Here is a 20,847-nt window from a genome sequence, read left to right on the forward strand (position 1 = left end):
GGCAAAACCGAACTTAGTAAATTAAAGACACGGTTAAGCGTTTACCATAACGAAAAAAATTGGAACTATAGTGTAGCTTTCAAATAAAGAAGCTTTAATACAAAAAACTTAACTCACAATAGATAGTTTTTCATCTGTGATTAGCATAATATGCATAAAAGATCGTAGTAGCGGTGAGTATTGCCATTTGTTCGTTTGCTTTCTATGGTCTTGACTAGCAATACCGATATGGAGAGCATTTTTCGAATCATTAGAGTGCTGTTTAATATCTTGATAGTCAGTAGATAACATAGTTTTCATCAATAAAGCTTCGTTGCTACTCACCAGCCAACGTTTCAAAGGCAGCAGTTGTTCAGCAATATCAATGAAACGCTTCAACTCTTTCTCATCTCCTTTTCTAAATGGTAGGTATGCTCTGCTATTAGACAGTTTTTGACTACATATCTCAATAAACCAAGTCCAGTCAGCCCCTGAATTTTCTCGTAGACGATAGGCATTACTTAATAAAAGCGATAGCAATCTTAAATCACTTTGGTATTGAATATTCAGTGGACTTAGTACGGAATTCTTTGAGTCTGATGGCTTAACAAAGCGAGGTTTGCCGCGTTTGGTAGTGATAGCGGCAACCTCGCTCGCACGTTCTACTGTAGAAATATTTGCAAAATTTTTCCCCTACAGCCCATATTCCACAGACAAAAAAAGCCCCAATCGCGAGATTGGGGCTTTCTAAATTTGGTAGGCATAAGCAGATTCGAACTGCTGACCTCTACCATGTCAAGGTAGGTCAACGAACGTGTAAAAAATGATATTATCTTACATACACTGATATTCATAGCCTGTATATATTATACGATTTAATAATCACAATGTAAATTGTAATAAAATAAAATTTAACTCGTAATTGGGCACTGTATTTTTATAGTATTTTTACCTCTACTCAAGCCCTTACCAGAATAAAAGAATATGTGTGTTTGTTGAGAATCTACTCTTATTGCATCTACTATTGTCATTTTTGAGTTTTTGCGTATTGCCTCTACTACTTATTCTCTGCATAATATAAGGAGATTACTGTCCTAATCTCTGCATATTTCTGAGGAACATATGAAGCATGTTACTTATATTCATGAACATCCAAACTGGACTGAATGGCAATGGTCGGACAAAAAGCTATTGCCACTCGTCAGTCGTGTGCGGATATTACAAGGCCATTTACTAGGAAAGCTGCTAACACTAGGGTTCGATCTGAATGTTGAGGCACAATTAGATGCGGTGACCTTAGAGATTATCAAAACTTCTGAGATAGAAGGTGAGACACTAAATGATGAGCAAGTTCGTTCTTCAGTTGCGCGGCACTTAGGGCTGGATAATGCCAGTATGCTAACCACTACTCGTGAGATAGATGCAGTGGTAGAGATGATGCTAAGTGCCACCTATCGTTATCAACAACCGTTATTATTAGATGATCTACTCGGATGGCATCGAGCATTATTTCCAAATGGATATAGTGGGCTTTATCGTATTCAAGCAGGCAGTATCCGTGATGATAGTAAAGGACCAATGCAAGTAGTGTCTGGTGGGTATGGTCGTGAGCAGGTCCATTTTATTGCCCCAAGTGCAGATAGGTTACCAGATGAGCTAGATAAATTTTTATCATGGTTTAATACTTCGTCAAATAAGCAAGACGATATAGATTTGGTCATAAAAGCAGGTGTTGCTCATCTATGGTTTGTGACTCTGCATCCATTTGATGATGGAAACGGTCGACTAACACGAGCACTCACAGAACGAATGCTGGCAAAAAGCGATAACAGCGCCCAACGCTTTTATAGTATGTCAGCGCAAATTCTTAAACAGCGTAACGACTATTACAAAATACTAGAACGTACGCAAAAAGGTGATAAAGATATCACGGATTGGCTGGTGTGGTTTTTGCAAACGCTAGAGCAATCCCTCATTATAGCTCAAGAAACCACGGATAAAATTATCAATAAGGCAGGCTTTTGGCAGACGCATCGACAGCATGCTTTAAATGATAGGCAAGTGAAGATGTTAAATATTTTGCTGACTGATTTTTATGGCAAACTCACCACTAAAAAATGGGCGACCATGACCAAGTGCTCTATAGATACTGCACTACGAGACATTAATGATTTAGTAGAGAAGGGTATGATGAAAAAATCTGTAGCATCAGGACGCAGTACGAGTTATGAGTTGGTTTTATGATAAAAACTATATTGTTCAAGTCTGCTATGGCAGCAAGAAAGGATTCTAATAAGCGGCAACAGATGCAACCAATTCAGTGACCTAATATAAGTGGTTCCATTATGAAGGTCTAAAATATTCGATACGATAAGGAAGTCTTAACTTTATGAGAGGGTTGTATCTACAAGATCTTCTTTGTATGTACAGGGGACCAACATAGAGCCCAAGCTGATTGTTCAAGATGATAAAAGCGCCTAGACTTTGTTATACATCTACTGTGCAGTTATTGGTTGTAGAAAATAAAGCAAGATGTCTTATTCCTGTGTGATAAATGTGCATTATCATTTTAATGTTGATTTATGAATGATCACAAACAGCTTTTCTAATCTTATTTAATATCGATAACTTACTAGCAGACATCAATCTCATTAATTTATTGGGGGATGACAAAAGGTTTGATGAAGAATAAAACGGCCTTCGACTCTTAAAGTCAAAGGCTGCTTCAATAGTCTAGAAGGTAGTATGTACTAGACACACAAGTACCTAGTTATATTTTACGATGACATCGCTCCCCTCAAGCTCGACTTTATACGTGTCGAGTATAATGCTTTTGTCATCTAAACATTGACCTGTGACCAGATTAAAGCGTTGCTTATAAATAGGTGAGGCGACATATAGTACATTTTCATCAGAGCCATCCTCGTTAGTAATAGTGGTGCCGCCAATCAGACCTCTAGACAAGACGTTGGCTTGACTGAACGGGTCATAATTATCAAGCGCAAATAACTGTGTTTGCTTGGTGCAAAAAATAGCCACTTGTTTGCCGTTTACGAGCGCACAGACACCTGTCTCGGGAATAATATCATTGATTTTGCACACAGTGAGCTGAGTCATCAGAAGATCCTTAATAGTAAAATATAAATGAGACCAACAACAAAAAATGCTTTTTAGCGTCTAATATTAATAGACGCTGACACGTTAAGATTACGCCAATTCGGTCACTTTTATTTGCGTCTTTTCGATATCGGTTGCAGGGCGAATCTGCTCTCGCTCAGTGACGAATACCACATTGTCATCGCCTTGCTCACTATTAACAAAATGCCGGAAACGTTTGAGTTTTTCGCTATCAGTAATGGTGGCTTTCCATTCACAAACATAGTTGTCGATGAGTAATTGCATCTGTGACTCTAGATCCTCAGCGATACCTAAACTGTCCTCAATAATGACTGCCTGTAGATACTCAAGTCCACCTTCAAGGCTCTCGCGCCATTTGGATGTACGCTGAAGCTTATCTGCGGTCTTGATATAAAACATGATAATACGGTCGATATATTTGACAACTGTATCCGTATCAAGATCCGTTGCGAATAGTTCACCATGACGCGGGGTCATGCCACCATTACCGCAGACAAAGAGATTCCAGCCATTTTCAGTAGCAATAATCCCAAAATCCTTGCTTTGTGCTTCAGCGCACTCACGGGTACATCCAGATACGCCCATTTTTATTTTGTGCGGTGAGCGCACGCCTTTGTAGCGGTCTTCTAATCTAAGGGCTAAGCCAACACTGTCATCGACACCGTAGCGACACCAATTGTTACCCACACAAGATTTTACCGTACGCAGAGATTTACCATAAGCATGACCCGTCTCAAACCCAGCATCGACCAGTTGTGTCCAAATATCAGGCAGTTGCTCTAAACGGGCACCAAATAAGTCGACGCGCTGACCGCCAGTGATTTTGGTATAAAGATTGAACTCTTTTGCGACTTGTCCGAGGATGATGAGTTTATCTGCAGTAATTTCACCACCAGGCACACGCGGCACGACCGAATAGGTACCGTCTTTTTGAATATTGCCCAGATAGTAATCATTGCTGTCTTGCAGTGGCGTGAGTTCAGGTTTGAGTACATAATCATTCCAGCAAGACGCCAAAATAGAGGCGACGGTTGGTTTACAAATCTCGCAGCCATGACCACTACCGTGCTTGTCCAGTAGCGCATCAAATGTCTTAATGCCTTGTACTCGAATCAAGCTATACAACTCCTGACGTGAGTGAGCAAAATGCTCACACAGATCATTGTTGACTTCAAAACCAAGCGCGGTTAGTTGATAGCCTAATGTGTCTTTTACCATGGGTGCACAGCCACCACAGCCTGTACCAGCACTGGTACATGATTTTACCTCTGCCATGGTATAAGCACCGTCTTCAACGGCGGCGCAAATAGCACCTTTGGTAACGTTATAACAAGAGCAAATCGTGGCGCTATCGGGCAGGTTCTCGATGCCCATGGTGGGCTTTTCTACGTTGGGTAGGATCAGGCTTTCAGGATGGGCAGGCAGGTCAATATCGTTTAGAAATAGCTGCAAGAGATTGTTGTAATCTTCAGTGTCACCTACCAATACAGCGCCCAGTAGCCGCTTATTGTCCGCTGTGGTTACCAGTTTTTTATAGATACCCTCAGCAGGGTTTTGATATAAGTAGCTCAAACTGTTTTCTGTTGCACCGTGCGCATCACCGATACTGCCCACATCGACGCCCATTAATTTGAGCTTGGTGCTCATGTCAGCGCCTGTAAAGGTCTGAGCGTGATCGCCTGCGATTTGAGCGGCGCAAATACTGGCCATGCTATAACCTGGCGCGACCAAGCCAAAAACGGTGTTGTCCCATACGGCGCATTCTCCAATGGCATATACATTCGAAGCATTGGTACGGCAGGCTTCATCAATCAGAATACCGCCACGGGTGCCGATTTCAATACCGCATTCAGGGTTGCTTTTGATAATGCCATCTTGCGGACGAATACCCGCACTAAAGACGATCATGTCGGTATCCAACGACGTATCATCAGCGAACTGCATGGTTAGATGACATGATGCTTCATCCGACAGGGTATTGTCGATAATGGCCTTAGTATTTTTACCTGTTAGTACTTTGACGCCAAGGGCTTCAATTTTACGCTTTAAAATATCACCGCCAGCAGCATCAAGCTGTACGCCCATCAGTTGAGGCGCAAACTCTACTACGTGAGTATCTAATCCTAGTGTGACTAGGGCTTTGGCAGCTTCAAGACCCAGCAGACCACCACCGACCACGACACCTTTTTTGACTTTTGGCTGCTGAGCAGTACTGAGGATATCATCCAAATCTTTAATCGTACGATAGACATGACAGTGCGGATGCTCGCGCCCTGGAATCGGCGGCACAAACGGATAGGAGCCTGTTGCTAGTACCAATTCAGCATAGTCTATCTGGGTACCGTCTTCCGTGCTGATACATTGATTGGCGGCATCGATGTTTGTGATTCGCTGATTAAGATGCAACTGAATCTGAGCATCCTCATACCTGCTCAAGTCCACTAAGTTTAGTTTACTCACATCTTTATGTTCAAAATAGCTCGATAGATACACCCGGTCATAAGCTGGGCGATCCTCTTCAGCAAATACGTGAATCTCAAACTGATCGTGTAAGCCTTTCTCTATGGCTCTCTCGATAAAGTGATGTCCCACCATACCGTTACCAATCACCACTAATTTAGCTTTATTCATCGTACTTACTATAGTGCTACTCATATGCCTATCCTCAGTAATGGGTTTGCTTAAATACTTTCATCTAATGTCCCATCCAAAAGTCGCAAGTTAATTTTTAGATGGTTCAATGATAGATAGTCGTTAATGCTTAGATGCCTATAACTATTAAGCTCTCAATAATCGTGCCAAACACAATTAATGACATTCAATTATCGAACCCTTATATAGTTAAAAGATATGTAGCATTACCAGTTTATAAGGTCATGCCAGTACTTTTGGTGATGCTATTTTCTGTTGTAAGTAGTTGCTTAATACAATCTTTTTAACAATTGTTATTTATATCCTATGCACCAAAATAGTTACAAAAATGCACCAATTTGGTTTTGATTGTTACTTTAAAGGTGCATCGCTTACTTTAATTAACCGAGGGGTAACTTATTTTTATCTAAGTAATATTATTTAATTGGGATGCCTTTAGAGCCATTTGGCACAAAGCGTAGCCCTATTAAAAAAGATGACGTTTCATATCTATATCAATTTTATATCTGTAGCTGGCACATCCATTGCACTCTCTTAATGGTCGCAACTGATAAGTTTTTGACTCATAACGTGTTTTTATAACTTTAATGTTAGCCATTTGAGGAAATCGTCTATGCCTTCATCGAAAACTGATGTGTCAAATAAAAACAAACTGAATATCTTTTCTTTTAGCGGTAAAAACAAAATTCTCCATCTTGGGTGGATGGCGTTTTTTTTCACCTTTTTTGTATGGTTTAACCATGCACCATTCTTATCTGCGATAGGGGAGAGCTTGAACCTCACCAAAGACCAGGTAAAAACCTTATTGATATTAAATGTTGCCTTGACTATTCCAGCCCGAGTCATCATCGGTATGTTGACCGATCGCTTTGGTCCGCGGCTTGTTTACACTGCAATTTTAGCCATTGGCGCTATTCCTTGTTTCACCTTCGCTTTTGCGCAAGATTACAACACGTTAGCGCTATCACGCTTTTTATTAGGTTTCGTTGGTGCAGGGTTTGTGGTCGGTATTCGTCTCATGAGTGACTGGTTTCCTGCCAATGAGCTGGGTACAGCTGAAGGTATCTATGGGGGCTGGGGAAATTTCGGCTCTGCCGCCGCGGCACTGCTACTACCGACAGTCGCTATTGCGGCCGCTGCCATTTTCGGCGGTGAGGAAGGTTGGCGTTATGCAACGGCTACTTCAGGGTTGGTTATGATGCTCTATAGTGTGATTTTTTATAAGATGGTACGTGATACCCCTAAGGGTGCCACATATTTCAAACCTAAAAAATCTGGTGCCATGATGGTGACTTCATCAGGTGACTTTTGGCTCATGATGATATTTAAACTGCCTATGTATTTGGCATTGGCCTTATTAGCGTGGAAATTATCACCAGCTGGCGTAAGTTTGCTGAGTCAGGCAAGTGTCAACATCGTTTATATTGCGTTGGTGGTGTTATATGTTTATGAATTTATCAGTAGTTATCGTTTTAATAAAGAAGTATTCACCACGCCTGTGCCAAAAGCTCACCGATATGACTTTAAGCAAGTCGGTATTTTGAATATTTTATACTTTGCTACTTTTGGCTCAGAGTTAGCTGTGGTGTCTATGCTGCCACTCTTCTATCAAGAAACCTTCAACTTATCGATTGTTATGGCAGGTGTCTTGGCATCAAGCTACGCCTTTATGAATCTGATGTCACGTCCAGGCGGCGGCTGGTTGAGTGATAAATTTGGTCGCAAAATTACACTTTTGATTCTCACTGCAGGTTTGGCCGTTGGTTATCTGTTGATGGGTATCGTTGACTCTTCATGGCCGATCGCACTTGCGCTGTTGATTACCATGTTCTGCTCTTTCTTTGTACAGGCGGGTGAGGGAGCAGTGTTTGCTGTGATTCCTTTGATTAAACGTAGTATGACAGGTCAGTTTGCAGGAATGACAGGTGCCTACGGTAATGTCGGGTCAGTGATCTATTTGACCGTACTGAGTCTGGTATCGTATCAGGTATTCTTCTTTGTGATTGCCGCAACGGCTGTGGTTGGCTTCTTTGCGCTGTTTTTACTAAAAGAGCCTGAAGGCGTTATTATTGAAGAGATGCCAGATGGCAGCTTTGCTCAAATACAAGTGAGCTAAATTATGCATGAGAGCGACAAACAAGCTCCTAAAGTGACAAATCAAGTAAGCAGCCATGATGCGGACGTTGCATTGTGGCTGCCTGATTTTTGTACGATGGCAGGTCGCAAAGCTGAGAACCAAGATAGCCTACTCATGACGACCTGTTTGCCTTATGGGTTTCCATCGTCATCGCATAGTGGCAATCATCGCTCTTTTACAGCGCCTTTACTGGTGTTGATGGCTGATGGGGTCAGTGCTTGCCAGTTCCCCAAACAAGCCAGTCAGTCAGTGATAAACACGGTGGCACACCATATCACCTCAAAGCTTGCAGAGATGGTACAGACAGATCGGATGCAAGCAAATGAGGCATCAAGCGAATCGCAAAGGCACTCTGCAATCGAAGCGCAAGAGCCAAACCCACTGTACAGCCTTGATGACGATCAAGTTGCCATCGTGATTAAGGAGGCGGTGCACCAAGCCAATGATGCGCTTTATTTCCCGCAAGCGTATGAGCGCCTGCCAGCTTTATTATCGACTTTATCAGGATTGCTATGCATAGGCGACCGTATTCATCTGTTTCATACGGGAGATTCTCGTATCTATCGTATCGGTATCGATAGTATGGTGCTATTGACCAAAGACCATCACATTCACCACGGACGGGATAAAGGAGCCCTGTCTGCTGCTATCGGTGCTGACACACGAGTGGAGCTGCAACAATTTGTGTTTACCTTGCACCAAAACGAGTGTTTGGCGCTCATGACCGATGGGGTTTATGAGTCTATCGCGCCAGCAGAGTTAGAGTTTGAGCTGTGTGCTGCGGTACAGGTTATGCATCAATCAGTGGGATGTCCCAATCAAATCATCGACCATCTTCAGGTAAGCCAGCGTTTGTGTGAGCACGCCTTTAGCGAGGGTAGCCATGATAATCTCAGTGTGATCATGCTGGGTATGAACGATGAAATCATAAAGAGTAAAACGCACCGAGAAACAGACAACGGCATTGCGCTTGATCAGGGTGTGGATAGCGACAGTAGTCACGCTCAGGATATCAATCACTATCGCTTACCAACTGGCTTGGCAGTAGGGGCACAGATTGATAATTTTGTGGTCAAAAAAATCATAGCGCGTACGGCTCGCAGTGAGGTGTATTTAGTAGAGGATAACGACCAGCATGCATTTGTTTTGAAGTCGCCAAGTCTCAATGTCATTGCTGATGGACATTATCTACGTGAGTTTTTAAAGGAACGAAAAATCGGTTTGAGCCTGTCCAAGCACAAACGTATTGGTGAGCCTGCTTATAATCAAGTGGACCCCAATAGCGTATCCTCCCATGATCCGCTTTTAACCATTGATGTCTCTAAAAAACTGAGTGCGACCTTTAATGCGTCTAATGCGTCGGGGCTTTTGCGCTACTACCCAGTACCTGCCAGTAGCACTTATTTATATCATTTAACGGAATATATCGAAGGGGAGAGCCTACGAGTATTTATGGATCGTCAAGCCCCTTTTGATATTTGGCAAACTTACGATTTACTTACTAAGATCGGCATGGCGGTCCGTGTGATGCATCGGAACTATCTATTGCATCAAGATATCAAGCCTGAAAATATATTATTAACTCAATCAGGTGCGGTCAAGTTAATCGACTTTGGCTCTGCTAGCTCCTCCATACTAAAAGACAGTACGCGTCCTCCTAATGGCGATTTGCACTACGCTGCACCAGAATATTACACCGATGCCCCAAAAGGCGTGCATTCTGATTTGTTTTCTATTGCCGTGATTGGTTATGAGTTACTCACAGGTGAGCTGCCATTTAGCTCGCAAGATTTGATGAACCCATCCGCCTCACTGATCGTACCTGCAGAACGCCTACGTCAAAACCGAGTGCCAGCTGCTAGCCAACAAGCGTTGATGCGTGCGCTACATTCTAGTACGCAGGCAAGGTATCAAGCGATTGGTGAGTTCTTACAAGACTTCAGCCCTGATAACAGTAACGATATCAGAGACCCTGAACCGCTGATTGTACGTCATCCCTTATTGGTTTGGCACAGCATTTGCTTTATTCAATTTGTCATTATCATATCGTTGCTGATTTATTTTTTATAAAACCTTGTTAAACGTAAATAGTACGACAAGCCATTTTATTCAACGCTGCGTGCTGCGGCTAAGGAATGATTTTCCTATGTCACTTGATTCACCAGAACCAACCCATACTTCTTTTTCTAAACGTCGGACTACTGCTGGCATCGTTATTATCGGAGCGGGCATGGCAGGCAGTCGTTTTGCCATTGAGCTGGCACGTGCCCAGCAGCAAAGTAGCCAAGAAAAAGGCGCAGCGCATTTACCCATCACATTGATTAGCAAAGAACCGCAAGTTGGCTATAACCGTATCATGCTGTCACCAGTACTTTCAGGAGAGTCGGTTTTTGAAGAGACATATTTATACGAGCTAGCAGAATATGAGCAATTGGGTATCACGGTATTGGCTGGCACGTCGGTAGATGCCATCGATACCAAGCAACAGTGTATTGAATTGAGTGATGGACAAGCCTTAAATTATACCGAGCTGGTGCTGGCTACTGGCTCACAAGCTCGCGTCATCCCTTTTGCCAATCATGATGCTAAGGGTGTTCATGTATTTCGAGATATTGCTGATGTGCAGGTATTGACGGAGTACGCGCGCCAAGCAAAAAAGGGTCTCGTTATTGGTGGCGGGGTGCTGGGTCTGGAAGCCGCTTGCGCTTTGGCGTCTCAAGGGGCAGATATGACAGTGGTTCATGTCGATAGTCATGTTCTCAACCGACAGCTTGATATGCCCGCCGCTCATCTGCTACAAGCAGAACTCTTCAGTCGAAGTGTCAAGCTGGAGGTATTAGCCAACACAGAATGTATTACGGTCAATGATCAACACGAGGTTAATGGTCTGTTGTTAAAGGATGGTCGCACACTGCCAGCAGACTTTATTGTCATGGCAGTTGGCGTCATCCCCAATATGACGCTGGCGCAGCAAAGTGGTCTTGAGATTAACCGAGGTATCCTTGTAGATAACTTTATGCATACTAGCTGCCCGCATGTCTATGCGATCGGTGAGTGTGTCGAGCTGGACGGGGAGCTATTCGGGATGGTGGCTCCTGTCAATCAACAGGTCGATACTTTGGTGTCTGTCTTAAAAGCGCCACGCATCTCAAGTCGCAAGACAGCCAATAGTGACTCGCAACTAAATAAGTCTAAAAACCACTGGCGTCCCTTTATAAGTAAACCTTTATCTTTAAAATTAAAAGTATCTGGCATCGCCGCTTTTTCAGCAGGTCAGATTGCTTTTGATGATAGTGAAATGATGCGGATAGAGCGCGTGGTCTATCAGCAAACGAGCCTCAATCATTATCTTTGTCTCTATATTAAAGAAAGCAAACTTATTGGCACGGTACTGTACGGTGATGTGAGTGAAAGCGGGTTTTATAGTCAGCTGATCACTGATGGCAGTGATATATCCTCGATAAAAGAAGACCTTATCTTTGGCGAAGCCTATTGCGATTTAGAGAAAATAGAAGCAGCTGAGCCCGAATCTGCCGTGCCAAGTGACGCACACCTAATAGGAGAGGCATCATGAGCAGCACCATCTTAAATGACGATCAAGACCTCAATATTGTACCGTCCTCTCGCATTAAGACTTACACTGAGGGCTTGATCAGTCCTATTCGTACCACTTGTCCTTACTGCGGTGTGGGCTGCGGCGTACTAGCAAACATCGATGAGGCAGGTGTAGTCAGCGTGACAGGCGATCCTGATCATCCAGCAAACTTCGGTAAACTCTGCTCAAAAGGCAGTGCATTGGCACAAACATTGGGCACTGAGCGCAGGTTGACTCAGCCTTATTATCAAGACAAACAGCGATCAATTGCAAAAGGACAACCAACAGATAAGCAGCCTGTCGAGTGGGAGGCAGTATTGGATGATATTGCCAGTCGTTTGAATAACACTATCGCGACACACGGGCGTGACAGCGTAATGTTTTATGTGTCAGGGCAGCTGCTTACAGAGGATTACTACGTTGCCAATAAGTTTATTAAAGGCTTCATTGGTAATAATAATATCGATTCCAATTCGCGTCTTTGTATGTCCTCAGCGGTTGCAGGGCATAAGCGTGCTTTTGGTGCAGACTTAGTGCCTAGTAATTATGAAGATTTAGAGTCTTGTGATTTGTTGGTATTGGTGGGCTCCAATATGGCGTGGTGTCATCCTATCTTATTCGGACGGTTTTTAGCCGCCAAAAAGCGTGATCCTAATAAAAAACTAATCGTGATTGATCCGCGTCGTACTGATTCTTGTGAATTTGCCGATTTACATGTGCCCATCACTGTCGGCACGGATACCCACTTATATAACGGACTGCTGCATTATCTTGAGCAAGAAGGCTGTGGTGATAAGGACTATCTTAAGCAGTGTCAGGATGTCACGCCCGCCTTAGAGGCCGCAAAAACATGGACGATTGATAAAGTGGCGACGGCATGCGGTATCAGTGAGGAACTGGTACGGGAGTTTTATGAGCTGGTCGCTGCAAACGATAAAACAATCACAGCATTTAGTATGGGAGTCAACCAGTCTGCGAGTGGTACCGACAAGGTCAATGCCATCATCAATACTCACTTGTATACTGGGCGAGTGGGCCGAGTAGGTGCAAGTCCATTTTCACTCACCGGTCAGCCGAATGCGATGGGCGGGCGTGAAGTGGGCGCGTTATCGAACCTACTTGCCGCGCATCTAGACCTAGATAACGAGCAGCATCGTCACTTGGTGGCTGATTTTTGGCAAGCGCCGCAACCGCTTGCCGCAGAGGTTGGGGTAAAAGCTTGCGATGCTGCTGATGCCATACTAGATGGCCGTATCAAAGCCATCTGGATTATGGCGACCAACCCTGTCGTCAGCTTGCCCGAGGCTGATAAGTTTCGCCGCGCACTGGCTACCTGTGATTTGGTGATAGTATCTGACTGCTCCGTCGACAGCGACACGGTTAAGTGTGCAGATATTGTTTTGCCCGCACAGGGTTGGGGGGAGAAATCAGGCACAGTGACCAATTCGGAGCGCCGCATCTCGCGCCAGCGGGCTTTGATGCCTGCACTCGGACAAGCAAAGCCTGACTGGTGGATACTGTCGCAAGTCGCTAAACGCATGGGTTTGGCAGGGTTTGATTATCAGCATCCTAGGGAGATATTTAATGAGCATATCGCCCTAACTGCTTATAGAAATGATGCCAACCAAGATATATCAGCGAACAATCAACCGCGCTATCTTAATTTAGCAAAAGATCTTTCTCCAATGGTAGTCGGTTCGATAGCATTGATAGAGGAAAGCCCAAACCATCTTGAGCAGCAAAATAAAGACGTCGTTTCTTTCAGTCGTGACGCATATGATGCCATGACACCGTTTCAGTGGGGCGGCGCACGTATCGCACCAATCAAAACACGTTTCATTGCCATTATGCCGTCTAGTCACGCGAGTATACCCAACAGGCATCCACGACGATTAAGGTCAAAAAGCACTAATAGTAAAAAAAACAACGGCAGTCGTATGTTTTATCAGGATGACTCAGGGGCAGTAGACTTACGGCTGATTACAGGTAGGCTGCGCGATCAGTGGCATACGATGACGCGCACAGGACTTGCACCGCAGCTCAACCAACACGAGTCTGTACCAACGCTCACCGTGCATCCAAATGATGCCAAGCAGCTCGGTGTTGACCAAGGCGATTATGTACAGCTACGTCCCTGCTATGAGAAAAACTTATCAATAAATAGCCAGCCGCCGCGTACGGTCGCGAGCACCACTACAGGCAGTCAGGTGCTCGCCCAAGTTGCCATCAGCGACAGTATGAGTGCAAGCGATGCCTTTATGCCGATGCATTGGAGCAACGCCTTTGCTCGTTTTGCTCGCGTAGGTACGCTGATCCCAACAGTTGTTGATCCGCATTCAGGACAGCCTGAATTAAAAAATTCTGCAATCAGCGTGATGCCTGTGCCGATGAAAACTTATGGCAAGATTTTGGTGCATCCTGATCTACAAGACACCATGATAGTGCATCTGCGTGAGACTTTATTGAATTTTGAGAAAGAGTCTGAGGATCAAGGAGTGCTGATATCTTCTTCTGATACAAATAAAACTTCTGAAAGATCAAACTCATTACCAGCATTGACATGGAGTTTAAGTCGTCAAACCAATAGCGTCTTGATTACTTTAGCCAGTCCTATAGATAGAGTCGTCAGTAAATTGCTTGATCCTGATTATTGGCAGCACTTTATCAATACTTATCAAGCATTTCTCACCGATAAATCGATCAATAGTGCCTTCACTTGCAGCAAGCAAGCAAAGCAGCTTCGCTTCATTTCGACGCAGGTAGAAGCAAATAATAAAGCGATAGATCGGGCATCGATTAGTACGTCAAAGTCTGACATACCAAGCGATCAGCTACTACTGAGCGTTTGTTTTGCACCGCAGGTGGCGCAGCTGCCCAGTATTCATTGGCTTAACAACTGCTTTGCCAGTACTGATGCGATACCAAAGAATCAACGCTATAAGTGGTTGCTAGCAGGTCGTCCAGCGACAGGGTATGTTGATCCAGGTGCATTAGTATGTTCATGTATGGCAGTTGGAGAGAATATTATTATCGAGACGATTACCAAGCAACAGTGTATGAGTGCCCATGCGGTTGGAAAGGCATGCCGAGCAGGGACTAACTGCGGTTCATGTGTGAGTCAAATCAATGCCTTGATCGATAGGTATGCGTCTTAAGTAGTGCTTGTTGCAAAGTTGGATCGTTAATATGGCATAGGGCTTGCACCGTATTTTATATGCTCTTCTTTTCTTAGTTATGCCATTGTTAAGTGCAGAGTTGCGCGTCATTAACAGTGTTATTAGGAGTTATTACCATGACTGATTCATCTACCTTCATCGCCGCATTAACTTCACAAAATTTACCCAATATAAATTGTCATATCAGTGTGAGTAATGAGCCATCATGTATAGAAAAAAGTGTGAAAACGGGCACGGTACATTTGGTTGGTGCAGGTTCTGGCGATCCTGAGCTACTCACGTTAAAAGCATTACGAGTGATGCAAAAAGCAGAGGTCGTACTCTATGATAGTTTGGTTTCAGAGGATATCTTAGATATGTGTGCGCTGACGGCAGAGAAGATATTTGTCGGTAAGCGCCGTTCCAATCATGCGCTACCACAAGAAGGTATCAATGAGCTGCTAGTCAAACATGCGTTAGCAGGTAAAACGGTCGTTAGGCTCAAAGGGGGCGACCCCTTTATTTTTGGACGAGGTGGTGAAGAACTGCAAGAAGTGGTGCGTCATGGTATTCATTTTGAATCTATTCCTGGTATCACTGCTGCTAGTGCGGCTGCAAGCAGAGCAGGTATTCCCTTGACACACCGTGATCATGCACAAGCCGTAAAATTTGTGACCGCCTGCAAAAAGTTGGGCGCACCTAACAATGACTACGATGAACTCTTAGACAGTACGCAGACCGTTGTCTTTTATATGGGGTTGAATAGACTAAATGAGATGACCCAAGGGCTAATTGCCGCAGGACGCGACAGTAATACACCTTTTGCTGTAATTAGTCATGCCAGTTTACCAACTCAGCAGCTGCTCATCGGTACGCTTGGTAATATCGCCGAGCAGCAAGCTGAGGCAAAATTACCAACACCTGCACTACTAATTATGGGTGATGTGGTTACTTTATATCATGAGTTTGCAAGCTACAACCTTGGTGCGTTAGGTAAAAGCGCATGTGTTGACGTTCAAAACGTTGTTAGCAGTCATGATTTAGTCAGTAATTTGGAGGTTGTCACGTAGGATAGAAGCATACTAGTGCCAAGCGATAATAGTGCTTAGCACTTTTATAGTATGTCAGCACAAATTATTAAACAGAGTAATGACTACTACAAAATACTGAAACGCATGTAAAAAGTAGACGATATAATAAAAAGAGTATGATGCAAGGTACCATGACTTTGGGTACAGTAAGAGTTAGTTCAGCAGACTGGTATAAGTGGTTCCATTATACCAGTCTGTTTTAAGTAGTCTATTAATAGTTTTAAAAGGTGAGTTGGCTGGTTCCGCTGGGGTATAACTTTTGAAACCATTTTTCTTTATATTGTCACTTAGACAGGCTGGGCGTTTGATGTATAGTGTCATTTGCATTTCACTATTTATCAATTTCTCAGCCTGTTTTTTTTCTACTTTTTGAACCACCACCCGGATATAAATGTAGCTATGAATAAAACAACTTTTAAAATATCGAAGATGGACTGCCCTTCGGAGGAAAACCTAATCCGAATGAAATTAGAGGGCCACTCGAATATTGAACATCTTGAGTTCGACATTCCTAACCGTCAATTAACTGTGTTTCATCATGACAATATAGAAGGGATAGAGACTGCTATTCATGACCTAAAATTAGGAGACACCCTACTCTCGACCGAAACCATTGACCCCTCTGATCCCAACAATAATTTTAAAATTGATGCTGACTCTAGTCACAAAAAAGATGCTGAGCAAAGAAAGCTACTATGGATAGTGCTGGTCATTAACTTTGCTTTCTTTATTATTGAAATGAGCACGGGACTGATTTCTCGTTCGATGGGGTTGGTCGCCGACAGCTTAGATATGTTAGCAGATAGCTTCGTGTACGGAATTAGCTTATTTGCGGTCGGTGGAACGGTCATTAAGAAAAAACGGATTGCTAGAATTGCCGGATATTTTCAAATTACGCTAGCGATTCTTGGTTTTTTAGAAGTACTAAGACGTTTCTTTGGCAATGAGCAGTTACCTGACTTTTCTACCATGATAGTCATATCGATTCTTGCGCTAATTGCAAACTCGATTTGCCTCTATTTACTACAAAAATCGAAAAGCAAAGAAGAAGAAGCCCATATGCAAGCCAGTATGATTTTCACTTCAAACGATGTGATTATCAATTTAGGGGTAATTGTTGCAGGGATTTTGGTTAATTGGTTACACTCTAGTACGCCTGATTTGATTATTGGTAGCATCGTATTTGCTTTAGTTATTCAGGGCGCCTTTAGAATATTGAAGTTGAGTAAGTAGCCAAGCCTAATAACTGAAGCAAATAGCTCAAGTAAGTAGCTTAATTAAACCGCTAAGTGTAAAGTAACTGGGTTTGAAGCAAATAAACATCATAAGGATATGAGACCTCAAGCAATGATTGAACAAACTTTAAATCTAGTCACCACCAAAGACCATCAGCAAGTTGCCGTTTGGCGAATAATAGATGATGAAGTCTTTGATAAGAATCTGGGAGACCTTCCTAAATTTTGTGTAAGTATTTAATCTAAACGTCAGTTACACAGAATCTGGGATGGTCTCTTCAAGTCCTCACTAGCGCACCGATCATAGATAGAATATCTATGGTAAGTACACCAAGAAGTACACTGTGACTATTTAAGAAAGTCAAAATATTGATATCATTAGCTTATAGCCCAAGATTCAAGTCCTCACTAGGGTGCCGTCATTATTATCTTAATATCTTGTTAACTCATCGATTTTTATAGTTCATAAAATCCAAGCATCGTAGTATGAAAATAGTTAATATTTGGCCATCAATAACTCTACAGTAACCTCAAAATGATACTCATCTTTGATCGCAATATTTACTTTGCCTTTATGGGCATTGGCGATAGCCCGAACGATAGACAATCCTAGTCCTGTCCCTGAATGTTGACTGCTTGTCTTATCATGACGATAGAATCGCTCAAATAATTTATCGGCCGCGCTTTGATTTAGCGGTTTGTCTAAGCGGTTAGTCAAGGCGATTTTTAATAATGATTGTTTTGAGGATAGAGGATCTTCTTTTGAGTTCTCAAGAGTCATATCTGAGGTAATGATGGTAGCTGATATTGTGATAGTGCTGGCACTAGCGGCGTAATAGATGGCATTTGACAGCAGATTAGCAAATAACCGCTGCAGCAAACCTTCATCACCTAGTACTGTCGCAAATACACCCGATTTTACAAAAGTTATCTCACGATCCTCGGCAAGCATTTCATAGTAGTCGATCAGCTTTGTGATTAGACCCTCGGTATCTACGTTACTAACTTGCGAGTCGCTTAATCCTTTTTGAGTTTTTGCCAGTAACAACATATTATTAATCATAGCCGATAGCTGCTCTAACGTGTCATGTTGATGGTGTAGCTGCTCAATGTATTCATTACCATCTCTTGGCTTACTCAACATGACTTGCGTTTGCGTACTCAGCGTTGCAATTGGGGTACGGAGCTCATGGGCGATATTATCTGAAAACCGAGACAAGGATTCAAAATTACTATCAAGTTTGACCATCATTGAATTATAAGATTTTGCTAGTGGTCGTAGCTCTAAAGGCATATCACTGACGGTTATTCTTTCATCCAGTCTTTCAGGGTTAATCCTTTTCATTTTTTGTACGATAGTGGCCAAAGGCGCAAACCCCCAATACACACTTAATGCAGCTACTGACACCAACAGTAATGTAATAGCGAATAAAATCATACTGAGTTGACGATTGAAATGCATGAGATAGTGGTGATGAACATCGATGGGCAATGCAATAAGTGCCAAAACCTCTTGGTTTTCGATGATGATTGCTCGGTAATTCCTACCCTTTATCTCAATCGTGAATTGCTGATCACGATAGACTTGCCACAATTGTGGCAGGCTAAAATCTGAAGGTAGGTCGTTGATGAAGCTGGTTGGATCGCTAGATAATAGTGCACCGCTCTTATTTGCAATGACAGTTTTTAAGTCATAGTCAAGCCGAGAAGGATGTAGATGGTTGGCGCTAGTTAATGACTGAGATTTTGAAGCTGCTGATGACTTTGTCTGAGCATCAACATCATTGATACTTTTGCGCAGGTTAAAAGCTGCATGCGTGATAATCTCAGAGTCCATTTGTTCAAAATGTCCACTGACAGAACGCTGCACCCACGCGTAAATAATCACTTGAGAGATAATTACGAATACAGTTAGCAGAAAAACGGTGCGCCACAGTAATGGCAGGCGTCGACTATCTAACCGATATTTCATATTAGATATCGTCAGCTTCGTAAGATGGCTGGCTATCAGCGATTGTATTGACAGCATCTAATCGGTAGCCCATACCACGCACAGTATGAATCAGCTTTGCCTCATGTTCATCGTCTATCTTTATGCGCAGACGTCTTATCGCCACATCAATCACGTTCGTATCATTTTCAAAATTCATATCCCATACTTGAGAGGCGATGACTGAGCGTGGTAGAACTTCACCTCGGCGCTCTAATAAAAACTGTAATAACGAGAACTCTTTTGCGGTCAATTTAATAGGTTGGTCTCTTCTATGTACGGTACGCTTTGCAATATCCATTTTGAGATCTGCTATTTGCATGATCGTACTTTGATAATCGACTTGATTAGCACGTCGCAATAGACTTTTCATCCTGACTACCAATTCTGCAAACGCAAACGGCTTGGTTAAATAATCATCGCCACCAATCTCAATCCCTTTTATCTTGTCACTTAAGTCATCTTTTGCTGTTAAAAATAGCACGGGAGTATGTTTACCTGCAGCTCGGTAGTTACGCACCAGCTCAAAGCCACTAATATCCGGTAGCATGACATCCATCAGTATCACGCTAAATTCTTCAGTCATCAATGCGTGATAGCCATCTAGGCCTGTTAGATAATGATCCACAATAAACCCAGCTTCGGTTAAGCCCTTTTTTATATATTCGCCAAGTTTCAACTCATCTTCTACCAGCAGTACTTTCATAATAGCTTCCCATATACATTTCACGCCTACCTAGCATAGTAAAGCATAACCCCGCTTTGAACATCAAAAATTCGCAAGATGACAATATTGTAATCTTGCGGTCATGTCTCTGTCAGAATCAATAAAGTATGCTTTAGAGTAACTTAATACTTTGAAGTCTTGTCGATTTCATACCAATCAAATAAGGATCTATCATGTCACTATTTAAATCAATCGTAGCAACCGCTATCGCCTTAGTTGTTTCAACGTCTGCTATGGCACATGACCCTAAGATGCATGCTGAAAAGGATCAGATGAACTGTGAAAAAATGGAAAAGCATATGCAGATGATGCAAAAGATGGATCACAGCAAGATGGACATGAATGATCCTGCCATGAAAGCCATGATGGCTAATATGGGTAAAATGAAACAGATGTACCAAAAACACTGTGTGAGCAGTGATAGCGACTCTTAACGATTCCTTTTATACGCTCATGATTATTGCTAGATGATTTTCATCAAAGGTTAATCGGATATTAATAAAAATGGATTTTTAGGATGAGCCTATGAAGTTTTTACTAGGAATACTCTTTGCTGTCTTTGTCGCTATTGTAGGCGTTTTTGCGGTAGTGACTAGTGGTGTGATAAATATTGGCGCTGATCAAGCCCATAGCCCACTGGTTTATAAATTTTTAGAGACTGCCCGCACGCGCTCAATAGCAAATGCTAGCAAGGGCATCATCGTTCCAAACCTAGCAAAAGTAGATATGATCAGTACAGGCGGTGCGGATTATAAAGATATGTGTGCAGGCTGTCACTTATCACCTGGGGTGGAAAGCACCGATTTTAGTGAAAGTCTATACCCTAAACCGCCCAACTTTACCAACGCTGATGTGGTGAAGCGCTATCAAACGAAAGCTGGCGCACAGCAAGGATTTTGGGCGATTAAGCACGGAATCATGGCGTCTGGAATGCCAGCATGGGGTGCCTCTCACGACGATGACAGAATGTGGGCAATGATGGCTTTCATTAGATCGTTACCTGAATTAAATGAAGCTCAGTACACGATGCTGACCACGAGGATAGATACTGACATTATGGACATGAGCTTTGATGGAGATATGGATATGTCGGATGATAGCTTTGAAATGCAGCACTAATTATTTAATAAAAAGCGTAGCACTAAAAT

The 20,847-nt window shown here is 42.8% G+C and carries 15 protein-coding genes and 1 pseudogene; 10 read left to right on the forward strand and 6 right to left on the reverse strand.

Annotation, left to right across the window (positions count from 1 at the left end):
* Positions 1-108: 108 nt before the first annotated feature.
* Positions 109-519 carry a hypothetical protein gene (locus I3255_RS02900; RefSeq protein WP_238036648.1) on the reverse strand — a complete coding sequence of 137 codons (411 nt, stop codon included), beginning with the start codon at positions 517-519 and terminating at the stop codon, positions 109-111.
* 582 nt (positions 520-1,101) lie between these two features.
* Here I3255_RS02900 and I3255_RS02905 point away from each other — a divergent pair.
* Positions 1,102-2,223: a Fic family protein gene (locus tag I3255_RS02905; protein ID WP_238036650.1), complete on the forward strand. Its 1,122-nt coding sequence runs from the start codon at positions 1,102-1,104 to the stop codon at positions 2,221-2,223.
* Between the two features lie 522 nt (positions 2,224-2,745).
* Here the strand turns inward: I3255_RS02905 and nirD are convergent.
* Together nirD and nirB are read right to left on the reverse strand one after the other, a co-directional pair.
* Positions 2,746-3,096 (reverse strand): nitrite reductase small subunit NirD, encoded by a 351-nt coding sequence (gene nirD / locus I3255_RS02910; protein ID WP_238036651.1) that lies wholly within the window; start codon positions 3,094-3,096, stop codon positions 2,746-2,748.
* A gap of 90 nt (positions 3,097-3,186) precedes the next feature.
* Positions 3,187-5,772, reverse strand: coding sequence for a nitrite reductase large subunit NirB (gene nirB, locus I3255_RS02915; protein WP_275950123.1), 2,586 nt, complete (start codon positions 5,770-5,772; stop codon positions 3,187-3,189).
* Between the two features lie 610 nt (positions 5,773-6,382).
* Between nirB and I3255_RS02920 the strand changes: the two genes are divergently transcribed.
* The 5 genes from I3255_RS02920 to cobA all read left to right on the forward strand — a co-directional run bounded on the left by I3255_RS02920 (position 6,383) and on the right by cobA (position 15,726).
* The gene (locus I3255_RS02920; RefSeq protein WP_238036656.1) at positions 6,383-7,885 is read left to right on the forward strand and encodes a NarK family nitrate/nitrite MFS transporter; all 1,503 of its coding nucleotides are present in this window, start codon (positions 6,383-6,385) and stop codon (positions 7,883-7,885) included.
* Between the two features lie 3 nt (positions 7,886-7,888).
* Positions 7,889-9,976, forward strand: a complete 2,088-nt coding sequence (locus I3255_RS02925; protein WP_238036659.1) for a bifunctional protein-serine/threonine kinase/phosphatase — start codon at positions 7,889-7,891, stop codon at positions 9,974-9,976.
* Between the two features lie 76 nt (positions 9,977-10,052).
* Positions 10,053-11,480 (forward strand): FAD-dependent oxidoreductase, encoded by a 1,428-nt coding sequence (locus tag I3255_RS02930; RefSeq protein WP_238036662.1) that lies wholly within the window; start codon positions 10,053-10,055, stop codon positions 11,478-11,480.
* Positions 11,477-14,656 (forward strand): nitrate reductase, encoded by a 3,180-nt coding sequence (locus tag I3255_RS02935; protein ID WP_238036667.1) that lies wholly within the window; start codon positions 11,477-11,479, stop codon positions 14,654-14,656. The genes I3255_RS02930 and I3255_RS02935 overlap by 4 nt, the downstream gene beginning before the upstream one ends.
* A gap of 137 nt (positions 14,657-14,793) precedes the next feature.
* On the forward strand, positions 14,794-15,726 hold the full coding sequence (cobA, locus tag I3255_RS02940; protein ID WP_238036673.1) for a uroporphyrinogen-III C-methyltransferase: 933 nt from the start codon (positions 14,794-14,796) through the stop codon (positions 15,724-15,726).
* Positions 15,727-15,999: 273 nt separating this feature from the next.
* Here the strand turns inward: cobA and I3255_RS02945 are convergent.
* A pseudogene (locus I3255_RS02945) lies at positions 16,000-16,074 on the reverse strand (IS1 family transposase); the annotation flags it as partial.
* 72 nt (positions 16,075-16,146) lie between these two features.
* Between I3255_RS02945 and I3255_RS02950 the strand changes: the two are divergent.
* On the forward strand, positions 16,147-16,980 hold the full coding sequence (locus I3255_RS02950; protein WP_025644116.1) for a cation transporter: 834 nt from the start codon (positions 16,147-16,149) through the stop codon (positions 16,978-16,980).
* Between the two features lie 114 nt (positions 16,981-17,094).
* A complete protein-coding gene (locus I3255_RS14840; protein WP_269117256.1) occupies positions 17,095-17,223 on the forward strand; it encodes a hypothetical protein in 129 nt (42 codons plus the stop codon).
* 255 nt (positions 17,224-17,478) lie between these two features.
* On the opposite strand, the gene I3255_RS02955 is transcribed toward I3255_RS14840, so the two are convergent.
* Complete coding sequence (locus I3255_RS02955) at positions 17,479-18,954, reverse strand: ATP-binding protein (protein WP_238036676.1); 1,476 nt, start codon at positions 18,952-18,954, stop codon at positions 17,479-17,481.
* 1 nt (position 18,955) lies between these two features.
* Positions 18,956-19,678 (reverse strand): heavy metal response regulator transcription factor, encoded by a 723-nt coding sequence (locus I3255_RS02960; RefSeq protein WP_238036680.1) that lies wholly within the window; start codon positions 19,676-19,678, stop codon positions 18,956-18,958.
* A gap of 194 nt (positions 19,679-19,872) precedes the next feature.
* On the opposite strand from I3255_RS02960, the gene I3255_RS02965 reads away from it, so the two are divergent.
* Complete coding sequence (locus I3255_RS02965) at positions 19,873-20,133, forward strand: hypothetical protein (RefSeq protein WP_238036683.1); 261 nt, start codon at positions 19,873-19,875, stop codon at positions 20,131-20,133.
* A 91-nt stretch (positions 20,134-20,224) separates the two neighbouring features.
* Positions 20,225-20,818, forward strand: a complete 594-nt coding sequence (locus I3255_RS02970) for a cytochrome c (protein ID WP_238036686.1) — start codon at positions 20,225-20,227, stop codon at positions 20,816-20,818.
* The last annotated feature ends 29 nt before the right edge of the window (positions 20,819-20,847 follow it).

Origin of the sequence: Psychrobacter sp. Ps6 (assembly GCF_022129235.1) — a bacterium.
GTDB lineage: Bacteria > Pseudomonadota > Gammaproteobacteria > Pseudomonadales > Moraxellaceae > Psychrobacter.